This window comes from Pseudomonas neuropathica (assembly GCF_015461835.1).
Classification (GTDB): domain Bacteria; phylum Pseudomonadota; class Gammaproteobacteria; order Pseudomonadales; family Pseudomonadaceae; genus Aquipseudomonas; species Aquipseudomonas neuropathica.
This window is the reverse complement of record NZ_JACOPX010000026.1, coordinates 13,655-28,791: the sequence shown is the minus strand read 5'-3', so window position 1 is coordinate 28,791 and position 15,137 is coordinate 13,655. Positions and strand designations below refer to the sequence as shown.

Annotated in this window: 16 protein-coding genes; 11 read left to right on the top strand and 5 right to left on the bottom strand. The window is 60.7% G+C overall.

Going from position 1 to position 15,137, the window contains the following annotated elements; genetic code table 11:
* Window positions 1-39: 39 nt before the first annotated feature.
* Together H8F23_RS27520 and H8F23_RS27515 are read right to left on the bottom strand one after the other, a co-directional pair.
* Window positions 40-285, bottom strand: a complete 246-nt coding sequence (locus H8F23_RS27520) for a TIGR02647 family protein (RefSeq protein ID WP_008084565.1) — start codon at window positions 283-285, stop codon at window positions 40-42.
* Between the two features lie 196 nt (window positions 286-481).
* The gene (locus H8F23_RS27515) at window positions 482-772 is read right to left on the bottom strand and encodes a hypothetical protein (protein ID WP_194936453.1); all 291 of its coding nucleotides are present in this window, start codon (window positions 770-772) and stop codon (window positions 482-484) included.
* Window positions 773-895: 123 nt separating this feature from the next.
* Here H8F23_RS27515 and H8F23_RS27510 point away from each other — a divergent pair, with 123 nt between their 5' ends.
* Window positions 896-1,555 (top strand): glutathione S-transferase family protein, encoded by a 660-nt coding sequence (locus tag H8F23_RS27510; protein WP_194936452.1) that lies wholly within the window; start codon window positions 896-898, stop codon window positions 1,553-1,555.
* 106 nt (window positions 1,556-1,661) lie between these two features.
* Here the strand turns inward: H8F23_RS27510 and argH are convergent, their stop codons facing one another.
* On the bottom strand, window positions 1,662-3,056 hold the full coding sequence (gene argH / locus H8F23_RS27505; RefSeq protein WP_095049356.1) for an argininosuccinate lyase: 1,395 nt from the start codon (window positions 3,054-3,056) through the stop codon (window positions 1,662-1,664).
* 471 nt (window positions 3,057-3,527) lie between these two features.
* Here argH and H8F23_RS27500 point away from each other — a divergent pair, with 471 nt between their 5' ends.
* The 7 genes from H8F23_RS27500 (at window position 3,528) to rsd (ending at window position 9,918) form a co-directional block, all read left to right on the top strand.
* A complete protein-coding gene (locus tag H8F23_RS27500) occupies window positions 3,528-4,274 on the top strand; it encodes a LytR/AlgR family response regulator transcription factor (protein WP_194936451.1) in 747 nt (248 codons plus the stop codon).
* Window positions 4,275-4,412: 138 nt separating this feature from the next.
* Entirely contained in the window at window positions 4,413-5,354 is a 942-nt protein-coding gene (gene hemC / locus H8F23_RS27495; protein ID WP_194936450.1) for a hydroxymethylbilane synthase, read from the top strand.
* Window positions 5,351-6,112, top strand: a complete 762-nt coding sequence (locus H8F23_RS27490) for a uroporphyrinogen-III synthase (protein ID WP_194936449.1) — start codon at window positions 5,351-5,353, stop codon at window positions 6,110-6,112. The genes hemC and H8F23_RS27490 overlap by 4 nt, the downstream gene beginning before the upstream one ends.
* Window positions 6,113-6,128: 16 nt before the next feature.
* Window positions 6,129-7,271 carry a uroporphyrinogen-III C-methyltransferase gene (locus H8F23_RS27485; protein ID WP_093429724.1) on the top strand — a complete coding sequence of 381 codons (1,143 nt, stop codon included), beginning with the start codon at window positions 6,129-6,131 and terminating at the stop codon, window positions 7,269-7,271.
* On the top strand, window positions 7,268-8,506 hold the full coding sequence (locus tag H8F23_RS27480) for a heme biosynthesis protein HemY (protein WP_194936448.1): 1,239 nt from the start codon (window positions 7,268-7,270) through the stop codon (window positions 8,504-8,506). The genes H8F23_RS27485 and H8F23_RS27480 overlap by 4 nt, the downstream gene beginning before the upstream one ends.
* Before the next feature lie 218 nt (window positions 8,507-8,724).
* Window positions 8,725-9,276 (top strand): disulfide bond formation protein B, encoded by a 552-nt coding sequence (locus tag H8F23_RS27475; protein WP_093429726.1) that lies wholly within the window; start codon window positions 8,725-8,727, stop codon window positions 9,274-9,276.
* A gap of 183 nt (window positions 9,277-9,459) precedes the next feature.
* A complete protein-coding gene (gene rsd / locus H8F23_RS27470) occupies window positions 9,460-9,918 on the top strand; it encodes a sigma D regulator (protein ID WP_194936447.1) in 459 nt (152 codons plus the stop codon).
* Window positions 9,919-9,978: 60 nt separating this feature from the next.
* Here the strand turns inward: rsd and H8F23_RS27465 are convergent, their stop codons facing one another.
* The gene (locus H8F23_RS27465) at window positions 9,979-10,644 is read right to left on the bottom strand and encodes an FKBP-type peptidyl-prolyl cis-trans isomerase (RefSeq protein WP_116254262.1); all 666 of its coding nucleotides are present in this window, start codon (window positions 10,642-10,644) and stop codon (window positions 9,979-9,981) included.
* Between the two features lie 192 nt (window positions 10,645-10,836).
* Between H8F23_RS27465 and H8F23_RS27460 the strand changes: the two genes are divergently transcribed.
* Complete coding sequence (locus H8F23_RS27460; protein ID WP_194936446.1) at window positions 10,837-12,036, top strand: AlgP family protein; 1,200 nt, start codon at window positions 10,837-10,839, stop codon at window positions 12,034-12,036.
* On the opposite strand, the gene H8F23_RS27455 is transcribed toward H8F23_RS27460, so the two are convergent.
* Window positions 12,033-12,494, bottom strand: a complete 462-nt coding sequence (locus H8F23_RS27455) for a TIGR02444 family protein (protein ID WP_194936445.1) — start codon at window positions 12,492-12,494, stop codon at window positions 12,033-12,035. The two genes, H8F23_RS27460 and H8F23_RS27455, sit on opposite strands and share 4 nt — an antisense overlap.
* Window positions 12,495-12,544: 50 nt before the next feature.
* Between H8F23_RS27455 and H8F23_RS27450 the strand changes: the two genes are divergently transcribed.
* Complete coding sequence (locus tag H8F23_RS27450) at window positions 12,545-14,455, top strand: ATP-binding cassette domain-containing protein (RefSeq protein WP_194936444.1); 1,911 nt, start codon at window positions 12,545-12,547, stop codon at window positions 14,453-14,455.
* Entirely contained in the window at window positions 14,455-15,036 is a 582-nt protein-coding gene (locus H8F23_RS27445) for a mechanosensitive ion channel family protein (RefSeq protein WP_093429732.1), read from the top strand. The genes H8F23_RS27450 and H8F23_RS27445 overlap by 1 nt, the downstream gene beginning before the upstream one ends.
* Window positions 15,037-15,137 lie beyond the last annotated feature (101 nt).

Sequence of the window (15,137 nt, the reverse complement as noted above, 5' to 3'; positions counted from 1 at the left end):
TCCCGTGGCAGGAGTTCCCGTGGGCGAAGTCGGGAAGAATCAGGCGGTTTCTTGCTCTCTCAGAATGGTCAGCACGGTTTGCACATTTTGTGCGGCGTCGCGACCGAGGCTGGTCAGATACCCGCCATCGGGCTGATCGGTCAGGTCTTTTTCAAAGAGGCGTTTGGCGGCAGAAATATGTTTCGGGGCAGCGGTCTGATGAATTTTCAAACCTTCCTGGGAACTGTCCAGGGGAAAGAGTGCAAGGACTTCCAGTTCGGCAACCAACTCAGGGGTAAGCGACATAAGGACTCCAGACTTTCTAGGAATTGGACGACAGCGCCCCTAAGGTGAACCCGCTTTTGCGGCATGTCCAGTGCTCAGATCAGGGATTTTGTCGTGAGGCGGATTCCAGTGTAGTCCCCATAAAAAAGATCGCAGCCTTCGGCAGCTCCTACAGGGGATTTGTGTAGGAGCTGCCGAAGGCTGCGATCTTTTGATCTTAGGCTTTTTCTGGTGGCAACTCAGGGAGTGCACGCAGGGCCGCTTCGTACCATTCAGTATCAAATGCGCGGTCTTCATCGAGCATCGCGTCAATCTCATAGGCCAGCACATGTGCCATCAGATTGAGGATCTCTTCGCGCTCAACCCCCACCAGGGTCAGCTTGTTGAAGGTCGCTTTGGCCGCTGGCGGGTTGTCGCTTTCGATCTGGTTCTCGATGGCTTCGATCAACGTAGCCTCGGCGAACTCTTCTTCGTCATTGTCGTTGTCGATGTCTGTCGGCTCGCTCATGGCAGGCTCCTCAAGGAAAGGCGCCAGTTTACCCGCATTCAGCGGTGTGATGCTGCTGGCGGGAAAGGCTTGAGCGATCTATAAACAGGCACTGCCCACCCCGCACGGCCTGGAGGCTATGTGATGTTCAAGCTCTACGGATTCTCAGTCAGCAACTACTACAACATGGTCAAACTGGCACTGCTGGAAAAAGGCCTGCCGTTCGAAGAGGTCACGTTCTACCCGACGCAGACACCGGAGTCTCTGGCCATCAGCCCGCGCGGCAAAGTGCCGGTGCTGGGTGTAGACGCTGGTTTTATCAACGAAACCGCGATCATCCTCGAATACCTCGAGCAGACCCAGAAAGGCACACCACTGCTGCCGAGCGATCCATTCGAACGCGCGCAGGTGCTGGCGATTGCCAAGGAAATCGAGCTGTACATCGAGCTGCCGGGACGCGCCTGTTACGGCGAGGCGTTCTTCGGCATGACCCTGCCGGACGCGATCAAGGAAAAGACCAAGACTGAATTGCAACTGGGTTTTGCGGCGCTGGGTCGGCACGGCAAGTTCGCCCCGTATGTGGCGGGCGACAGTCTGAGCATTGCCGACTTGTACTTCCTCTACAGCGTGCCGCTGGCCTGTGCGGTCGGGCAGAAACTGTTCGGGATCGATTTTCTGGCGCAGATGCCCGAGGCGAAAACGCTGCTGGAGCGGCTTGAGCAGAATCCGCATGTGCAGAGGATTGCAGCGGATAAAGAGGCGGCGATGCCGGCGTTTTTGGCGATGATCGCTGCCAAGAAGTGAGGTTTGTAGTGAGTTGAAAGCAGCTATCGCGAGCAGGCTCACTCCTGCAGGGGAACGCATTCCAATGTAGGAGTGAGCCTGCTCGCGATGCTTTTGGCTTTTTCTGTTAGCGGCTAGCGATCAGGGCCTGACCGCGCACCACAGCTGCCTTGACCTGCGCCGGCGCAGTGCCGCCGATATGGTCACGAGCATTCACCGAGCCTTCCAGGGTCAGCACGGCAAACACGTCCTGCTCGATCTGATCACTGAACTGGCGCAGTTCTTCCAGGCTCATCTCGGCCAGATCCTTGCCAGTGTCGACGCCGTACTTCACCGCGTGACCGACGATTTCATGGCAGTCACGGAACGGCAGGCCACGGCGTACCAGGTAGTCAGCCAGGTCGGTCGCGGTGGAGAAACCGCGCAGCGCCGCTTCACGCATGATCGCGTGCTTGGGCTTGATCGCCGGGATCATGTCGGCAAAGGCACGCAGCGAATCACGCAGGGTGTCGGCGGCGTCGAACAGCGGCTCTTTGTCTTCCTGGTTGTCCTTGTTGTAGGCCAGCGGCTGGCCTTTCATCAGGGTCAGCAGACCCATCAGTGCGCCGAACACGCGGCCGGTCTTGCCACGCACCAGCTCCGGTACGTCAGGGTTTTTCTTTTGCGGCATGATCGAGCTGCCGGTGCAGAAGCGGTCCGGCAGATCAATGAACTGGAACTGCGCGCTGGTCCACAGCACCAGCTCTTCGGAGAAGCGCGACAAGTGCATCATCGCGATGCTCGCGGCCGAGCAGAATTCGATGGCGAAGTCGCGATCGGAGACGTTGTCCAGCGAGTTGCCGCCGACGGCGTCGAAACCCAGCAATTGCGCGGTGTATTCGCGGTCGATCGGGTAGGTGGTGCCAGCCAGCGCGGCGCTGCCCAGCGGCATGCGGTTGGTGCGCTTGCGGCAGTCGACCAGGCGCTCGTAGTCGCGGCTGAGCATTTCGAACCAGGCCAGCATGTGATGCCCGAAGGTCACTGGCTGCGCGGTCTGCAGGTGGGTGAAGCCCGGCATGATGCTCGCGGCTTCGCGCTCGGCTTGCTCCAGCAGGCCTTTCTGCAGGCGGGTGATCTCGGCGAGGATCAGGTCGATTTCGTCACGCAGCCACAGGCGGATGTCGGTGGCGACCTGGTCGTTACGGCTACGGCCGGTGTGCAGCTTTTTACCGGTGACGCCGATGCGGTCGGTCAGGCGTGCTTCGATGTTCATGTGCACGTCTTCGAGGTCAACGCGCCAGTCGAACTGGCCGGCCTCGATTTCGCCCTGAATGGTCTTCAGGCCATCGATGATGCTGTCGCGCTCGGCATCGGTCAGCACGCCGACCTTGGCCAGCATGGTGGCGTGGGCGATCGAGCCCATGATGTCGTGGCGATACAGGCGCTGGTCGAAAGTGACGGAGGCGGTGAAGCGGGCGACGAAGGCGTCGACGGGTTCACTGAAGCGGCCGCCCCAGGACTGATTGGTCTTGTCAGTGCTCATGAATTCGCTCGTATCGGCTTGAAGAAAGAAGGCGTGAAACGCTGGCGCGGATAATAACAGGGTTGCCAATCCTGTCGCTGACACTGGTCGATACGTTTTTTTCTCATTGCGTCAGCCATAGTGGCCGCTGGTGCCGGGGGATTTGCACAAGGATATTTTTCGATTGAGCAATATCGGCCCGGCGAGCGTCTACAGTTGGACATAAGGGTCGACGCGGCTCTGGATCGCGCAAAGGTCTGGCCGGCGACTAGAAGAAGAGGGGGTGGGTGTTTTGTCCTTCGGCAAACCCCGTGAGAAACGCAGGAAACAGCGGGCTTTGAGCAGTACGACCCGGACACTGGCAAATATTGCTGGCCGACGTACGGCACTTTTTGGCGCTCGGGCTAGTCTTAGCGTGGATCGCGGTGACGGACGTCACTTCACCTGTCTACGCTATCCTTGTGCGAGACTCACGCAGGAATCCAGCGCAATATGAATGTCCTGATCGTTGATGACGAACCACTGGCTCGCGAGCGCCTCAGCCGAATGGTGAGCGAGCTCGAGGGTTATACAGTTCTGGAGCCCGGCGCCACGAATGGCGAAGAGGCGTTGGCACTGATCGACAGCCACAAGCCGGATATCGTGCTGCTCGATATCCGCATGCCGGGTCTCGATGGCCTGCAGGTTGCTGCCCGTTTGTGCGAACGTGAAACGCCGCCGGCCGTGGTGTTTTGCACCAGCCCCGATGAATTTGCCGTGGAAGCCCTGCAGGCCAGCGCCGTGGGCTATGTGGTGAAACCCGTGCGAACCGAACATCTGCATGACGCCCTGAAACGGGCTGAACGTCCCAATCGGGCGCAACTCTCGGCCCTGACCCGTCCCGCTGCCGAAAGTGGCAGCGGCCCGCGTAGCCACATCAGCGCCCGCACCCGCAAAGGCATCGAACTGATCCCGCTGGATCAGGTCGTCTACTTTATCGCCGACCACAAGTACGTGACCCTGCGCCACGAGGCCGGTGAAGTGTTGCTGGACGAACCGCTCAAGGCCCTCGAAGACGAATTCGGCGAGCGCTTTGTGCGTATCCATCGCAACGCGCTGGTCGCCCGCGACCGCATCGAACGTCTGCAGCGTACGCCGCTGGGGCATTTCCAGCTGTTCCTCAAGGGGCTAAATGGTGATGCGCTGATCGTCAGTCGTCGGCACGTGGCCGGTGTGCGCAAGATGATGCAGGGCCTGTAACCCGGTCATTCCGGACAGCTCCAGCTCCTTTTTACCAGGCACTGCGGGCCAGGGAGGTCGCGCCGACTCTGATTCAAGTCAAAGTGGATTTGGCTGAGCTGTTATTATCCGCCGTATCTATTCAGTACGGATTGATCCATGTCCTCTCGCGAAATCCGCATCGCCACCCGTAAAAGTGCGCTTGCCCTCTGGCAGGCCGAATACGTCAAAGCCCGTCTTGAAGCGGCCCATCCGGGCCTGCTGGTGACGCTGGTGCCTATGGTCAGTCGCGGCGACAAACTGCTCGATTCGCCACTGTCGAAAATCGGTGGCAAGGGCCTGTTCGTCAAGGAACTGGAAACTGCGCTTCTGGAAAACCAAGCAGACATCGCCGTCCACTCGATGAAAGATGTGCCGATGGACTTCCCGGAAGGCCTCGGCCTGTTCTGCATCTGCGAGCGTGAAGATCCGCGTGATGCCTTCGTTTCCAATACGTATGCCAGCCTGGAAGCATTGCCTGCCGGCAGCATTGTCGGCACGTCGAGTCTGCGTCGTCAGGCACAGTTGCTCACCCGTCGTCCGGATCTGCAGATCCGCTTTCTGCGCGGCAACGTCAACACTCGCCTGGCCAAACTCGATGCCGGTGAGTACGACGCGATCATCCTCGCCGCCGCCGGCCTGATCCGCCTCGGCTTCGAAGATCGCATCACTTCGGCGATCAGTGTTGATGACAGCCTGCCGGCCGGTGGCCAAGGTGCAGTCGGCATCGAATGCCGCAGCGCCGACACCGAAATCCACGCCTTGCTCGCACCGCTGCATCACGCCGACACCTCGTCGCGCGTCACCGCCGAGCGTGCCCTCAACAAACATTTGAATGGCGGCTGCCAAGTGCCGATCGCCTGCTATGCCGTGCTCGAAGGCGAGCAGTTGTGGTTGCGTGGTCTGGTCGGTGAGCCAAGCGGCGGCAAGCTGCTCAGCGCCCAAGCGCGCGCGCCACGGGCCGATGCCGAAGCACTGGGTGTGAAGGTCGCCGAAGACCTGCTCAGCCAGGGCGCCGACGACATTCTCAAAGCGGTCTACGGCGAGGCAGATCACGAGTGACCGGTTGGCGCCTGCTGCTGACGCGCCCCGCGGAAGACTGTGCGGCGCTGGCGCAGACGTTGGCCGGGCAGGGCGTTTTCAGTAGCTGTTTGCCGCTTCTGGACATTGTCCCGCTGCCAGTCTCTGAGAAAATTCGTCAGGCGATTACGCAGTTGCCAAGTTGCAGTGCAGTGATTGTCGTCAGCAAACCGGCGGCGCGTATTGCGCTGGATCTGCTCGAAGGTGCATCTGCGCTGACGATGCCGTGGTTCAGTGTCGGCGCGGCGACTGCGCAGATTTTGCTGGATCACGGTCTGGACGCGAACTTCCCGGCCGCCGGCGATGACAGCGAAGCCTTGCTGCAGTTACCGCGTCTGCGTGAGGCGGTCAGCCAGCCCGGCGCGCAGGTATTGATCTTGCGCGGGGAGGGTGGGCGTGAACTGCTCGCCGAGCGCTTGCGTGAGCTAGGTGCTAGTGTCGAGTATCTGGAATTGTATCGACGCGACCTGCCAGCCTATGCCCCGGATGAGCTGCCACGGCGGATCGAAGCGGAACGCTTGAACGGGCTGGTGGTCAGCAGTGGACAGGGTTTCGAGCATCTGCGCCAAATGGCCGGCGATGCCTGGCCGACTATCGCGCCGTTGCCGTTGTTTGTACCAAGCCCAAGAGTCGCCGAGCAGGCACGAGCCGCCGGGGCTCAAACAGTTGTGGATTGCCGCGGCGCGAGTGCCGCGGCTTTGCTGACGGCGTTGCGGGAGTATCCCGAACCCGTTTTCTAATGCAAAGGATGGATACGTGAGCGAAACAGCCTTGCCAAAAGATGACGTCCAGCCTGTGATTGAACCCCAGGTTGAAACACCACCGCCGGCCACAGAGCCGCGCCGAGGCAATGGACTGGCCATCGTCGCTTTGTTGCTCGGTGCTGCCGGTGTTGCGATCGGCGGCTGGGGTGTCTGGCAGGTTCGTCACCTGCAGACCAACACTCAACAGCAGTCCGGTGAAGTGCAGGCATTGAACGATCAGGCGCAAAGCCTGAAGCTCAATGAACAGCGTCTGACCGAGCGCCTCGCGCAGCTGCCGGGTGCCGACGAACTTGCCGAGCGCCAACGTCTGGTGACCCAGCTTCAAGGTGATCAGCAGCGCCTCAATCAACGTCTGGAAACGGTGCTGGGCGCCAGCCGCAAGGACTGGCGTCTGGCCGAGGCGGAGCATTTGCTGCGCTTGGCCAGTCTGCGTTTGTCGGCTTTGCAGGACATCAGCAGCGCTCAGGCGCTGGTCCAGGGCGCTGACGAAATTCTCCGTGAGCAAAACGATCCAGGCTCTTTCGCCGCCCGCGAGCAAGTGGCGAAAACCCTGGTGGCGCTGCGCAGTACTTCGCAACCGGATCGCACCGGTCTGTTCCTGCGTCTCGGCGCGCTGCGTGATCAAGTCATCGACCTCACCGAGCTTGCGCCGGAGTACAAGGATCGTGGCGAATCGCTGCTGGGTCTGACCGCTGACGGTGACGGCGCCAGTCGTTGGGCGCAGTGGTGGGATCAGGTCTCGCGCTATATCCGTATCGATTTCAATGCCGACAAGAATGTGCGGCCGCTGCTGGCCGGGCAGAGCCTGAGTCAGGTGCGTCTGGCCCTGAGCCTTGCGCTTGAGCAGGCGCAGTGGGCAGCCCTCAACGGTCAGGCGCCAGTCTATACCCAGGCGCTGGCCGAAGCGCGCGATGTGCTCAAGGGCAATTTCAACCCGGACAATCCGCAAAGCAAAGTGATGCTCGAACAGGTCGGTGAGTTGAGCAAGGAGCCGGTCACGGTCACGACGCCTGATCTGGCCGGCACGCTGAGTGCGGTGCAAGCCTATCTTGAACGGCGCAACGTTAACGCCGAAGAGTCGGTGAAACCCTTCGCCAAGCCTGCCGCCAACACCGCGCAGGAGACCACGCCATGAAACGCCTGTATGTGATCGTGTTTCTGGTGATCGCGGCGACAGCGGCGCTGGGTCTGGCGATTGCCGAGCATTCCGGTTACGTGCTGGTGGCCTACAAAAGCTTCCGCTACGAGTCCAGCCTGTGGGCGACGCTGGCGGTCATCGCGGTGTTGTGGCTGCTGATCTGGGGGATCAAGGCACTGGTCGAATTGGTCATGACCTCCAGTGGCGTGGTCAACCCATGGTCACGCCGCAACCGCAGTCGGCGCGTGCAGGTGGCGATTGAGCACGGTCAACTGGATCTGGCCGAAGGTCGCTGGGCCAGCGCTCAGCGTCACCTGTCTCGAGCGGCTGAAGCCGAGCGCCAGCCATTGCTGTACTACCTCGGTGCTGCCCGCGCAGCCAACGAGCAAGGTCTTTACGAAGAGTGCGATCGTTTGCTGGAGCGCGCGCTTGAGCGTCAGCCCCAGGCGGAGCTGGCCATCGCTTTGAGTCATGCGCAGTTGCAGACTGACCGTGGCGACACTGACGGTGCCTTGGTGACGCTGCAAGCGATGCACGATCGCCATCCACACAATGCGCAGACGTTGCGGCAGTTGCAGCGCTTGTATCAGCAGCGCGGCGAATGGTCGGCGGTGATTCGTTTGCTGCCGGAATTGCGCAAGGACAAAGTCCTGCCGCGCGCCGAACTGGCCGAACTCGAGCGCCGCGCCTGGGGTGAAAACCTCTCGCTGGCAGCGCAACGTGAAGAGGATGGCAGCGTGGGTTTGCAGTCGCTCACGCGCGCCTGGGAGCAGCTCACTTCGGCGCAACGGCAGGAGCCGCCGCTGGTGTTGGCGTACGCCGAACAGTTGCGGCAGTTGGGCGCTCAGGTCGAAGCGGAAGAAGTGCTGCGCACTGCCCTCAAACGCAAGTACGACAGCCATCTGGCCCGTCTCTACGGACTGGTGCGCGGCAGCGATCCGGCCCGCCAGTTGCAAACCGCCGAAGGCTGGCTGAAGGAGCATCCGAGCGATCCGAGCCTGCTGTTGACCCTCGGCCGCCTGTGTCTGCAAGCCAGTCTGTGGGGCAAGGCACGGGATTACCTGGAAAGCAGTCTGCGTGTGCAGCGCAATCCCGAGGCCTGTGCGGAGCTGGCGCGCCTGCTCGCCCAGTTGGGCGATACCGAGCGCAGCAATCAGTTGTTCCAGGAAGGCCTTGGTCTGCTGGACGAGCGCCTGCTGGCCGCGCCGTTGCCGGTTCCGGCCCGTGTCTGAAGTGGCGAGGGAGTTCGCTCCCTCGCTTACCTTTTGTGGCTGAATTTTCCACTTCGTTGAGCGCTTGAGGCTAATTCCTACAGCGGTCTACACCAATTCCTCTCGATCCTGTCGGGTTTTCCCTACACCTCTGGTGAACTGTCGGCAGGGCCTTGCCTTGAAAGGCTGACACGCTTTCCTCTACCGTAACCGTCTGTCTCTACTGTTACGGAAAAGCCATGTCGTTGGCCTGCTCACGCTCCTTGTTCTTCATGGCTTTCACTGCGGGGGCCTTTGCTCTGGGAGCTTCCTATTATCTTGAATATGCAGTCGGCCTGACGCCGTGCAGCCTGTGTCTGGTGCAGCGCCTGTTCCTCACGCTGCTGTGCGTAGTCAGTGGTCTGGCGGCGGTGCACGGTCCCAAACGTGTCGGTTTGTGGTTCTACTGGCTGTTGACCCTGGGCGCCAGCCTGGGTGGGACCACGGCGGCCTGGCGGCAGGTACTGATACAGAGCGATCCGATGCTGCACCTGCTCAATTGCTCGCCTGCTCCCGAGGCCTTGTTCAGTGGTCTGCCATGGATCTGTGCCCTGCAAACAATGTTTAGCGGCGGTACCGATTGTGCGGAAATTTCCTGGACGCTGTTCGACCTGAGTATCCCGGAGTGGAGCCTGCTGTTCTTTGTCGCGGTATCGATTCTGGCGGTGTATCAATTGTTGCGGCTGGTATGGAGTGCTCTGCAACGCCCGCTCAGCGGCCAAGCGTCGCACCCAGTGCTGTTGCGGGATTAAACACTTGTATGAACTTTATCTCCTGCGTACCTTGAAGCCATAGGCGTGCGGGCATAATCTGGCCCGCACGTGTCATTGGATTTATGTTGCTCGATGACGCTCTGCCCGGCCGACCCCCAAGCCAGAATCAAAAGAGGGGCGCGGGTGTAGGGCAGCATGACCCACAAGGGAAGAGAGATCGCCATGCTCGAAAGTTGTCAGAATGCTCAGGAACGTTGGGGTGGGGTTCATCTGCTGATCGACCGCTGGTTGCAAGAGCGTGAAGAGCTGATCGGTGCCTACGACAAACTCGGTGCACAGCCTGAGTCGCTCTCCGAGAACCGCAAGCCTCTGCAGGAATTCTGCGGTGTGCTGGTCGATTACGTCTCGGCCGGGCACTTCGAAATCTACGAACAGCTGACGGGCGAAGCCAAGGCTTTCAACGACAAGCGTGGGCTGGAACTCGCCGATACGATTTATCCGCGCATCGATGTCATTACCGAGAAGCTTCTAGCCTTCAACGACCTGTGCGATGAAGGCAAATGCGTTGCAGAGAAATTCAAAGAGCTAGGTGGCCTGCTCCACGAGCGCTTCGAGCTTGAAGACTGCCTGATTGAAGTGCTGCACACAGCACACAAGGAAGAAGATCCGGTTCAGGCCTGATCCCGAACCCTGATCAAAAAAAACGGTGCGCCCGAAAGCGCACCGTTTTTTATTTCCCGATCAACTCGTCGCACCACGCAATTCCACTTCAAACACCAGCGGTGTGAACGGCGCAATCAGGTCACCGGCACCGTCAGCGCCATAGGCCTGGTCCGATGGAATCACCAGTCGCCATTTCGCGCCTACCGGCATGTTCTGCAACGCGGTGCGCCAGCCGGCAATCACGCTGTCGAGGTTAAACCATTGCGGCTGAGTGTTCTGATCGAACACGGTGCCGTCCGGCAACCGTCCGACGTACAGCACCTGCACTTTTCCATCGGGGCCAGCCTTGGCACCGGTACCCGCTGTCAGCTCGGTGAGCAGGATGCCGTCAGCCAGTTCCTGAACACCCGGTTTGGCTTTTTCAGCGATGAGAAAGCGTTGCTCGTTTTCCATCGCCGCATCACTTGAAGGCTGTGCAGAGTGCTCGGCATTTTGCGCTTCATGATCGGCCAGAATCTGCTCGATGCGTGCTTCGCTCAGCGCCAGCGGCTTGCCTTGGTAGGCTTGCTGCAAGCCATCGACCAGCGCCTGAATCTGCAGTTGCGGGACTTCCTGACGCAGCCGTTCACCGAGGCTGGCACCGAGGCTGTAGGCCAGATCGTGAGCATCGTTCGCGGTGTTTTTTTCGTCAGCGTGAACGGCCGAAAAAACCATGCAGAGGGATAAAAAAAAGTAGCGCGACATGGGCACACTCCGTCCTGAGATGCGGTGGATTATGCCAGCGCGAACGTCTGCAACGGTGAACTGCTTTTGACTTCGCGCAGAACATTTTCGATTCGGTGCAACGCAACGCAATCGATACTGTCAAGATGCCCTAGCGGCGGTAACTGCAGAGGTCTAGTATGAGCCGCACTCACGTCAGCCAGGAGGTAAACCATGTCGGCCACCAAGAAGCCTGTAAATACTCCGTTGCACTTACTCCAACAACTCTCGGGCAGCTTGCTCGAGCATCTGGAAAACGCTTGCTCCCAAGCCTTGGCTGATGCTGAAAAACTGCTCGCCAAACTGGAAAAGCAACGCGGCAAGGCGCAGGAAAAACTGCACAAATCCCGCACCAAATTGCAGGACGCAGCCACTGCCGGTAAAGCCAAGGCGCAGAACAAAGCCAAGGCCGCAGTGAAAGAACTGGAAGACCTGCTCGATGCCTTGAAGGATCGTCAGTCCGACACTCGCAGCTACATTCTGCAACTCAAGCGCGATGCCCAGGAAAGCCTGAAACTGGCCCAGGGTGTGGGGCGCGTTCAAGAAGCCGTGGGCAAAGTACTGTCCACCCGCGCCGCCAAACCGGCAGCGGCACCGGCGAAGAAAGCGACTGCCAAACCGGCTGCAGCGGCTAAACCTGCAGCGAAAACCGCAGCGGCTAAACCTGCTGCAAAACCGGCGGCCAAACCTGCTGCCAAGGCACCGGTGAAAGCGGCGGCCAAGCCAGCTGCCAAAACCGCGGCCAAACCTGCGGCCAAACCTGCGGCGAAAAAACCGGCTGCCGCCAGCGCTGCCAAACCAGCGGCTAAAACCACTGCTGCAAAACCAGCTGTTGCCAAGCCAGCCGCTAGAACGGCCGCCGCCAAACCGGCTGCAAAACCAGCCGCGAGCAAAGCTGCTCCGACGAAAACTGCAGCTGCCAAACCAGCCGCTAAACCTGCGGCGAAAGCTGTGGCGAAACCAGCCGCAAAACCTGCTGCAAAAACCGCCGCTGCCAAGCCAGGCGCAAAACCGGCTGCAGCTAAACCCGCTGTAAAAACCGCGGCAAAACCTGCCGCCAAGCCGGCTGCAAAACCAGCAGTGAAAGCCGCCGCCAAGCCAGCCGCCGCTGCTAAACCAGCGACCACTGCTGCCAAGCCTGCCGCTGCAAAACCAACTGCCAAACCGGCCGCAAAACCAGCCGTGAAAAAGCCTGCCGCTGCCAAACCAGCTGCCGCCAAACCGGCTACCACTCCAGCTGCCAAGCCTGCCGTGCCAGCCACTCCGGCCACGCCAGCCGCCGCTGCTCCAGCCGCCACCACCTCGACTCCTTCGACTGCGCCATCGCCAGCCGCTGCGTCGAGCGTCAGCAACAACCCGACCAGCGCTTCCTAAGTGCCGGTTGCCGCGACGCGCAGCACTTGCAGCGCGTCGCGGTTCGGGCTGGCCGCCATGCCGGCCAATGCTTCAAGCCAGGTCTTCGAGCCTGCATCGTTTAGCGGCCATTCCTGCGCCACCCCTTCAAGCCGTGACAGCAACGCTCGCTCAGCCTCAAGCTCCAGTGATTTGATCTGCTCGCGCATGCCTTTCAGCACCGCATCATCAACGGCCCGTGCTTTCCATTGCATCCGCAGTGAGCGCAGCGGCTGTACCACCTCGGTATCCCAAGGCTCGGTCAGCGTCTGAAGCTGGCTTACACGTTGTTCATCACAGATCACCCCGCGTTGTTCGAGCCATAAACCGCACAGCAGCAGGCACACATTGGCGCCTGCCGTTTGCAGTTGCAGGCAGGCGTCTTCCACACCCGGGCGGGCGTAGGTGGCAAGGGAAAAGCTCCACAGGTCAGAGGACATCGTGCTACTCGCGCCAGTTGTGAGCGAAGCTGGTAGACTCCGCCGCCATTATGATCCGACTTCAGAACCTGACTTTACAGCGTGGCCCGCAACGTCTGCTAGAAGACGCCGAGCTGACCCTGCACGCCGGCCACAAAGCCGGCCTCATCGGTGCCAACGGTGCCGGCAAATCGAGCCTGTTCGCCCTGATCCGGGGTGAGCTGCACCCCGACTCGGGTGATTGCTTCCTGCCGGCTGACTGGCGCATCGCCCACATGCGCCAGGAAATCGAGACCCTTGAGCGCCTTGCCGTCGACTATGTGCTCGATGGCGATTTGCGTCTACGCGAGGTACAACGTGACCTCGCCGCCGCCGAAGCGGCGCACGACGGTGCCGCTCAGGCCCGCCTGCACTCGGAACTCGACAGCGCCGACGGCTACACCGCCGACGCGCGGGCGCGCAAATTGCTCGCCGGTCTCGGCTTCACCAACGAGCAGATGGATCGCCAGGTAGGAGATTTCTCCGGTGGCTGGCGGATGCGTCTGAATCTGGCGCAGGCATTGATGTGCCCGTCCGACCTGTTGTTGCTCGATGAACCGACCAACCACTTGGACCTCGACGCGATCATCTGGCTCGAAGAGTGGCTGAAAAGCTACCCGGGCACCTTGCTGCTGATCTCCCACGACCGTGATTTCCTCGATGAAGTCGTCGATCACGTGGCCCACGTCGATCAGCGCAAAATCACCCTGTATCGCGGCGGCTATACCGCGTTCGAACGCGCCCGTGCCGAGCGTCTGGCCCAGCAGCAACAGGCCTACGAGAAGCAGCAGGCGCAACGTGCGCACATGGAAAGCTACATCGCCCGTTTCAAGGCCCAGGCGACCAAGGCCCGTCAGGCACAGAGCCGGATCAAGGCACTGGAGCGGATGGAAGAGCTATCGGCGGCCCACGTCGATTCGCCATTCGACTTCGTCTTCCGCGAGTCGACCAAGATCTCCAGCCCGCTGATCGACCTGTCGGATGCGCGTCTGGGCTATGGCGACAAAACCATCCTGGAGAAGGTCAAGCTGCAACTGACCCCGGGCGCGCGGATCGGCCTGCTCGGCCCGAACGGCGCAGGTAAGTCGACGCTGATCAAAAACCTCGCCGGCGAACTGTCACCGCTGGGCGGGCGGCTGACCCGTGGCGAGAACACCGTGGTTGGCTACTTCGCCCAGCATCAGCTCGACTCGCTGGATTCCAAGGCCAGCCCGTTGTTGCACTTGCAGCGTCTGGCGCCGACCGAGCGCGAGCAGACCCTGCGTGACTTCCTCGGCGGTTTCGACTTCCGTGGCGCGCGCATTGATGAGCCGGTACTGAATTTCTCCGGTGGTGAAAAAGCACGTCTGGCCCTGGCGTTGATCGCCTGGGAACGCCCGAACCTGTTGCTGCTCGACGAACCGACCAACCACCTCGACCTGGAAATGCGCCTGGCGCTGACCATGGCGCTGCAGGAATTCAGCGGCGCGGTGCTGGTGGTGTCTCACGATCGTCACTTGCTCAAGAGCACCACCGACAACTTCTACCTGGTCGCTGATGGCAAAGTCGAAGAGTTCGATGGCGACCTCGAAGACTACGCGCGCTGGCTGGTGGAGTACCGCCAGCGTAACGCGCCGGTCAGTAACACCCCGGTGAATCCGGACAAGACCGACAAAAAGGCACAGCGTCAGGCTGCTGCTGCGTTGCGTCAGCAACTGGCCCCGCACAAGCGTGAAGCTGACAAGCTCGAAGCCGAGCTGGGCAAGCTTCACGAGAAACTGGCCAAGGTCGACGCCAGCCTCGGCGACAGCGACATCTACGAGCCGGCGCGCAAGAACGAATTGCGTGATCTGCTCGCCGAACAGGCCAGGCTGAAGGTTCGTGAAGGCGAGCTGGAAGAGGCGTGGATGGAAGCTCTCGAGGTATTGGAAAGCATGCAAGCGGAGCTGGAGGCGCTGTCCTGATGGAAGCGTTCAAGCTGCCGCTGCCGGCGGAGTGGGTCGAGCCGATCTGGTTCGCGGTGCAGATTCTGCTGATCCTGCTGGCCGGTTACCTCACTCAGCGCTTCGTTGCCAAAGGCCTGACCCGGTTGGGCGAGCGCTATCCGTTCCCGCCGCAATTGCTGATGCCACTGCGCGGCGTGTTGCGCTGGCTGATCATGGGCAGTGCGCTGATCTTCGTACTGGAGCGCCTCGGTGTCTCGGCCACGGTGTTGTGGACGGCGCTGTCGGGTTTCGTTGCGGTGGCAGCGGTGGCGTTCTTCGCGATGTGGAGCGTGCTGTCGAATCTGCTCTGCGCGATTCTGATCTTCACGGTCGGGCCGTTCCGGCTGGGCGATATCGTTGAGCTGGTGGACACCACGGACAAGCCTGGCGTCAAAGGCCGGGTGGTGGCGATCAATCTGCTTTACACCACGTTGATCGAGGCGGAAGAGTTGGGGACTGGCAGCGCCATGGTGCAGGTGCCGAACAGCTTGTTCTTCCAGCGCTCGGTGCGGCGTTGGCGCGGTACGGATGTGTTTCCGTCGAGCGGGTTCGAGAAGTAAGGTTTCGAGCAAGATCAAAAGATCGCAGCCTTCGGCAGCTCCTACAGGGTGAACATCAATCCCGTGTAGGAGCTGCCGAAGGCTGCGATCTTTTGCTTTTA